This is a genomic window from Parasphingopyxis sp. (assembly GCF_052168275.1).
Taxonomy (GTDB): Bacteria; Pseudomonadota; Alphaproteobacteria; order Sphingomonadales; family Sphingomonadaceae; genus Parasphingopyxis.
In genome coordinates, this window is sequence record NZ_JBQLZM010000021.1 from 1 (window position 1) to 6033 (window position 6033).

Consider the following 6033-nt stretch of genomic DNA (forward strand, 5'->3'; position numbering starts at 1 on the left):
GATGGGCGGGCTCGTCCACTCGCAGCGCGTGCTGCTCGCGCTGACCCAGGCCGGGGTCAGCCGCGAAGACGCCTACCGCCTCGTCCAGCGCAACGCGATGAAGGTCTGGGAATCCGATGGCGCGCTGTCGCTGATGGAACTGCTCAAGGCCGATGAAGACGTGACGGCGGCGCTAAGCAATTCGGAGATCGAGGAAAAATTCGATCTCGGCTATCATCTGAAACATGTCGATACGATATTTGGACGCGTATTTGGCACATAGACTCGCTTGCCGACATAGCCCCCGGGGGACAGCATGAATATCTTCCAGAAATGGCTGCTGCGACGGCGGATCATGGAGGGCTCGGCAGTTGTCGAAGAGCGTATCCGCAAGCGGCTCGAGAATTTCCAGCGACAGCTAGAGATGCGCCGCGACGCACTTGACGAACAGAACAAGCGACAGGAAGCGCGCGCTCGCGAGTTCGAGAGGCGAGGTAGCGGGCTTTCCAAAACCCAACTCCGACAAGAGCAACGCGCCGCCCGACTCGATCAGAAAAGTCGGAAGCTGGAAGAAAAACGGCGGAAGCTCGAAAAGCAATCTGCGCAGATCGACGCCGAAATAGATCGGCTGGAGAAACTTCGAGAAAACCTCGAGAGCCGAGGATATACCGAATCGGACTCACGGTATGGGTCGACCATCTTCAGACTATCCGGATTCGACGAGGAACAATTTCTTTCGGACTTCGACTCCCTGTTGGGCGCGGAACGGCATGATGAAGCCATTGATCTGCTGATCCGACAATTGCCCAAAATGGCAAACAGCAGGCTGAACCGAATGGAAAAGCTCAATCATCTGCTGTTTGGCGGTCGGCGGCTCCAGCATGCGGGCATTGGGAAACATGGCTGGGAGAAGCTATTGCGCAAAGCCCACACGGCAAACCGAGCCTTCGCCGACCGCAATATTGCGAGAAACTCAACATTTCTCGATTTGGGTTGCGGCCCACACGATCCGGTCGCGCTCTCCGCCTATTATTATCTCAACGGCTTTCGGCGCACGCTGGCCTGCGACCTGCAACCGCCGCGCAACGCGCTATTTTCCGCATATTCGATGTATGACATCGTCGTTCACATGCGGGCATTTCCAGAGAAAATAAGGATGTCAGGCACCGACGAGAGGCTATTCCGCGAACGTCTCGACGATTTTGAAATCGAAAGGTTTGCCAAAGGCGATTGGAGCGGCGCCATGGCGCAACTTAGCGGCAAGATCGAACATTATCCGAAGAATGTCCTCGAATTGCCGGTCGATGACGGCGAACTCGGATTCGCTGTATCCTTCGCTGTCCTTGAACATGTCGACGATGCTGACGCGATCATGAAATGGCTGTACCGCAAAGCGACGCCAGGCGGCATCCAGTTCCACTTTATCGATATGGCCGATCATCGCAGCTATGATGCAGATTCGGATGCTGACGCGTGGACGTTTCTGACCGAAGAAGAGGCGCCGCCTTCAATGAATCGATTACGCAAATCGGAGCATTTAGCCGCGATCGAGAAAGCAGGTTTCCGGATTGTTTCGATGAACGAGACCAAAGCCGAAATGCCTCGAAAAACCGCCGCCAGGCTCATTGAGCCCTGGAAATCGATGAGCGATGAGGATCTGCTGACGACGAAGCTAACAGTCGTGATCCAAAAACCGGAGTAGCCGATCTCGCGCCTTCGTTTCAGTGGTGATCATCGCCATCGTCGTGATCGGGCCCATGATCCGCATGCTCGTGCGCCATCGCATCGGGATCGGTCAGACTGTCATGGACGAAGCCGATATAGCGTTCGGCCGAGATGAACCCGCCTTCGACCTCGTACGGCGCGGCAATATTCATCGCCTGAATTTCCTCCAGCGAGCTACCGGCGTCGATCGCCGCCTGCACCTGTTCGTTGATGGTGAGCAGCATGGCGCGATAGGCGACGAGATCGGCGCGCGTCGCCATCGGACCGTGCCCGGGAATGATCCGGGTCTCGTCGTCGATCATCGCAAGCACGCGCTCTACGGCCGCAAGCAGCCCCTGCGCACTGCCCCCCGAGGCGCGATCGATGAAGGGTAGCGACATCTGGTGAAAAAAGAGATCGCCCATATGGACGATATTCGCCACCTCCCACCAGATCACCGAATCGCCATCGGTATGCGCGTTATGCATATGGATCGCGTGGACGGTATCGCCGTTGAGATGAAGCTTTACGCCGTCATGATAGGTGACGACCGGAAGCGCGACCGGCGCAGCCGGAGGCACCGGGCGATCGCCCTCGCTGCCATTCGCCATGCGGATACGAACATTCTCATGTGCGAGGATCAATGCCCCGGCCTCACCGAAATTCTCGTTCCCGCCGGTATGGTCGCCGTGCCAGTGCGTGTTGAACAGGAACCGGACTGGATCGGCGCCCAGAGCGGCGATCGCCGCCTGGATACGCTCCGTCAGGGGCGCGAACTGATCGTCGATCAGCACGGTCCCGTCTTCGCCATGCGACACGCCGATATTGCCGCCCCGGCCGAACAATACGGCAATGCCAGGCACCAGCTGCTCGGCGCGGATTTCGACATTGTCGAAGCGGTCGTCCTGGGCGGAGACCGGAGTGGCGATAACAAGGGCAAGTGCGGAAAGCGGAACGAAACGGTTCATTGCGGAAGTCTCCCTGACAGGACGGACCATCCCTAGCTCCATGCTGGCGGAATGTCGAAGCTCAGTCTTGGGCCGCCTGACGATCGCTTTCGAGCCGGGATACGAGGTCGCGGACCATCGCGCGATAGAATGCGCGCATCTCCGGAGGATAGGCGTGACCTGTTCCCTCAAACAGCCGCAGCGTGATATGTCTTGCGTTCGTCGCATAGAATTCGGCCGCCCGCAGGGCATTGGTCGGCGATACGACGAAATCCGAACCGCCATGGATCAGGATAATCGGGGGTTTTTCCTGGGAATCTCGGCCCGCATAGCGCCAATTTTCGAAAAACCGCGCGCCCATGGGGATGGCCGCGCCGATAAGATGGGCATGGCGGATGGCGAGCAGATGCACCAGATCGCCGCCCTGCGAATAGCCGGTGACGATCGGCCTGCCCCGGGTCGGGCAGATCGCGTCGATATCCTGCAAGAACAGCGCGAGCGCATCGGCCGTTTCGACCAATTCGGCGTTCTGGTCCGATACCGGCTTGTCATAATGGTCCGCCGCGAACCAGGATCGGCCATCCTCAAACGCGTGCGCACCCTCCACCGCCACGAAATTGACTGTGCTATCGGGCAGCGCGAACAGCGCCTGCGACACGGCGGCGCTGCCACCCATGAAATGCAGGCCGACCACGGTGTGCCGTGATGGATCGCAATCCTCGGCTATCGCATGGCGGAAGCCGGCATGGACCGGCATATCATCCGATGCCGTGGCCTTTATCGGGATCAGCAGCACGAGCACCGCTGCGAAAAGCTGCTTTACATGCATGGCCGCGCCTCGTGGTTCATTCTTTTCAAATGGTCCGGTTCGACCATCTGCTCTAAACCCATGCGCCCTGCTTGAGAGCCATGCGATCCGGCTATTCGCCGAACATCGTCTTAAGCTTGTCGAAAAAGCCGGCGCTTTGCGGCGATTCCTCGCCGGTTTCCGTCTCGCGGAATTCCTGCAGCAATTCCTTCTGCTTCGCGGACAGCTTGGTCGGGGTTTCGACATCGAACTGGGCGACAAGATCGCCATGGCCGCGGCCCTGCAGCACGGGCATGCCGGCGCCGCGCTTGCGCAGCTGCTTGCCGGTCTGCATGCCGGGCGGGATCTGGAACTCGTGCACTTCGCCATCGAGCCCCGGCACTTCGATAGAGCCGCCCAGCGCGGCGGTCGTGAACGAGATCGGGCAGCGCGCGAACAAGGTCGTGCCCTCGCGCTGGAACAGTTCGTGCCGCTGCAGGTGAATGAAGATGTAGAGGTCGCCGGCCGGCCCGCCCCGAGCCCCGGCTTCGCCTTCGCCCGACACGCGAATGCGCGTCCCGTCGTCGACGCCCGGCGGGATTTTGACATCGATCGTCTTGGTCGTGTCGACCCGGCCTTCGCCGCGGCAGTCCTCGCAGGGATCGGCAATCACCTGGCCGAGGCCATGACAGGACGGACAGGTCCGTTCGACGAGGAACAGGCCCTGTTGCGCGCGCACCTTGCCATGGCCCTGGCAGGTCGCGCAGGTCTGGGCGGAGGTTCCCGGCTTGGCGCCCGATCCCTCGCATGTCTCGCAGGATGCCGTCACATCGAGGGTGAGTTGGGCGTCCTTGCCGTTAAAGGCCTCTTCCAGCGTTATCTCGTAGTCGTAGCGCAGGTCCGCTCCGCGCCGAACGTCTCGGCCGCGGCCCCTGCCCCGTCCCGCGCCCATGAAGTCTTCGCCGAAGATATTTTCGAAGATGTCGGAGAAGGCGCTGAACCCGTCCTGCTGGTGACCGCCGCCGCCATTCTGGAAAGCGGCATGGCCGAACCGGTCATAGGCCGCGCGCTTTTGCGGATCCTTCAGACACTCATAGGCTTCGTTGATGGATTTGAATTTCGCCTCGCACTCGGCATCGCCCGGATTGCGGTCCGGATGATATTCCATGGCGAGCTTGCGGTAGGCGGATTTCAGCGTGGCGCCGTCGACGCCCCGATCCACCCGCAACAGTTCGTAATAATCGACTTCCGTCATGGCTGCCCCAGCGCGACGAAGCCGGGGGAGAAGCCCAAGGCCCCTCCCCCGATCATCTTAGGATTTCTGGTCTTCGTCGACTTCGGAGAATTCGGCGTCGACGACATCCTCGTCTTCGCCCGATCCGCCGGCATCGGCCGTGGCATCACCTTCCGCGGCGCCGGCTTCAGCCTGCTGCGCCTCGTAGATCTTCTGGCCCATCTGCATGGCGGCCTGGGCCAGCTCTTCCGACTTGGCCTTCATCGCCGCGCTGTCGTCGGCCTCGATCGCCGTCTTGGTCTCGGCGATCTTGCTTTCGATGTCGGACTTCAGATCGGCGTCGATCTTGTCGCCATGCTCGGCGAGCTGCTGCTCGGTCGTGTGAACGAGGCTTTCGGCCTGGTTCTTCGTCTCGGCCGCCTCGCGCCGCTTCTTGTCTTCCTCGGCGAACTGCTCGGCTTCCTGGACCATCTTCTCGATGTCCGCATCGTCGAGACCGCCCGAGGCCTGGATCTTGATCTGCTGTTCCTTGCCGGTGCCCTTGTCCTTGGCGGACACATTCACGATGCCATTGGCGTCGATATCGAAGGTGACCTCGATCTGCGGAACGCCGCGCGGCGCCGGCGGAATGCCGACCAGATCGAACTGGCCGAGCAGCTTGTTGTCCGACGCCATTTCGCGTTCGCCCTGGAAAACGCGGATCGTCACGGCGTTCTGGTTGTCGTCGGCAGTCGAATAGACCTGCGTCTTTTTCGTCGGAATCGTCGTATTGCGATCGATCATCCGCGTGAATACGCCGCCCAGCGTCTCGATGCCGAGCGACAGCGGGGTCACGTCGAGCAGCAGCACGTCCTTGACGTCGCCCTGCAGAACGCCGGCCTGGATCGCCGCGCCCATGGCGACGACTTCGTCCGGATTGACACCGGTATGCGGTTCCTTGCCGAAGAAATCCTGGACGGTCTTGCGGACCTTGGGCATGCGGGTCATGCCGCCGACCAGGATCACTTCGTCGATATCGCCGGCCTTCACGCCCGCATCTTCGAGCGCCTTCTTGCACGGATCGAGCGTCCGCTTGATCAGGCTATCGACCAGCTGTTCGAGGTCGGAACGCGTGATCGTCTTCACCAGATGCTTCGGACCGTTCTGGTCGGCCGTGATGAAAGGCAGGTTGACCTCGGTCGACTGGGCCGACGAGAGTTCGATCTTCGCCTTTTCGGCGGCCTCCTTGAGACGTTGCAGCGCGAGCTTGTCGTTGCGCAGGTCGATGCCTTCGTCCTTCTTGAACGCATCGGCCAGGAATTCGACCACCTTGCTGTCGAAATCCTCGCCGCCGAGGAAGGTGTCGCCATTGGTCGACTTCACCTCGAACACGCCGTCGCCGA

The 6033-nt window shown here is 60.6% G+C and carries 5 protein-coding genes and 1 pseudogene; 2 read left to right on the forward strand and 4 right to left on the reverse strand.

Translation table 11 applies throughout. The features are described from left to right. Window positions 1-262, forward strand: a pseudogene (locus ACTS1X_RS02055) (adenylosuccinate lyase); the annotation flags it as partial. Between the two features lie 33 nt (window positions 263-295). After that, window positions 296-1681, forward strand: a complete 1386-nt coding sequence (locus ACTS1X_RS02060; RefSeq protein WP_442612726.1) for a methyltransferase domain-containing protein — start codon at window positions 296-298, stop codon at window positions 1679-1681. Window positions 1682-1700: 19 nt separating this feature from the next. Here the strand turns inward: ACTS1X_RS02060 and ACTS1X_RS02065 are convergent, their stop codons facing one another. The 4 genes from ACTS1X_RS02065 to dnaK all read right to left on the reverse strand — a co-directional run. After that, entirely contained in the window at window positions 1701-2651 is a 951-nt protein-coding gene (locus ACTS1X_RS02065; protein ID WP_442612727.1) for an MBL fold metallo-hydrolase, read from the reverse strand. A 61-nt stretch (window positions 2652-2712) separates the two neighbouring features. Continuing rightward, window positions 2713-3459 carry an alpha/beta hydrolase gene (locus ACTS1X_RS02070; protein WP_442612728.1) on the reverse strand — a complete coding sequence of 249 codons (747 nt, stop codon included), beginning with the start codon at window positions 3457-3459 and terminating at the stop codon, window positions 2713-2715. Window positions 3460-3550: 91 nt separating this feature from the next. Beyond that, the gene (dnaJ, locus tag ACTS1X_RS02075; protein ID WP_442612729.1) at window positions 3551-4672 is read right to left on the reverse strand and encodes a molecular chaperone DnaJ; all 1122 of its coding nucleotides are present in this window, start codon (window positions 4670-4672) and stop codon (window positions 3551-3553) included. Between the two features lie 57 nt (window positions 4673-4729). Continuing rightward, window positions 4730-6033 (reverse strand): molecular chaperone DnaK (gene dnaK, locus ACTS1X_RS02080; RefSeq protein ID WP_442612730.1); only part of this gene is annotated, 1304 nt, incomplete at its 5' end.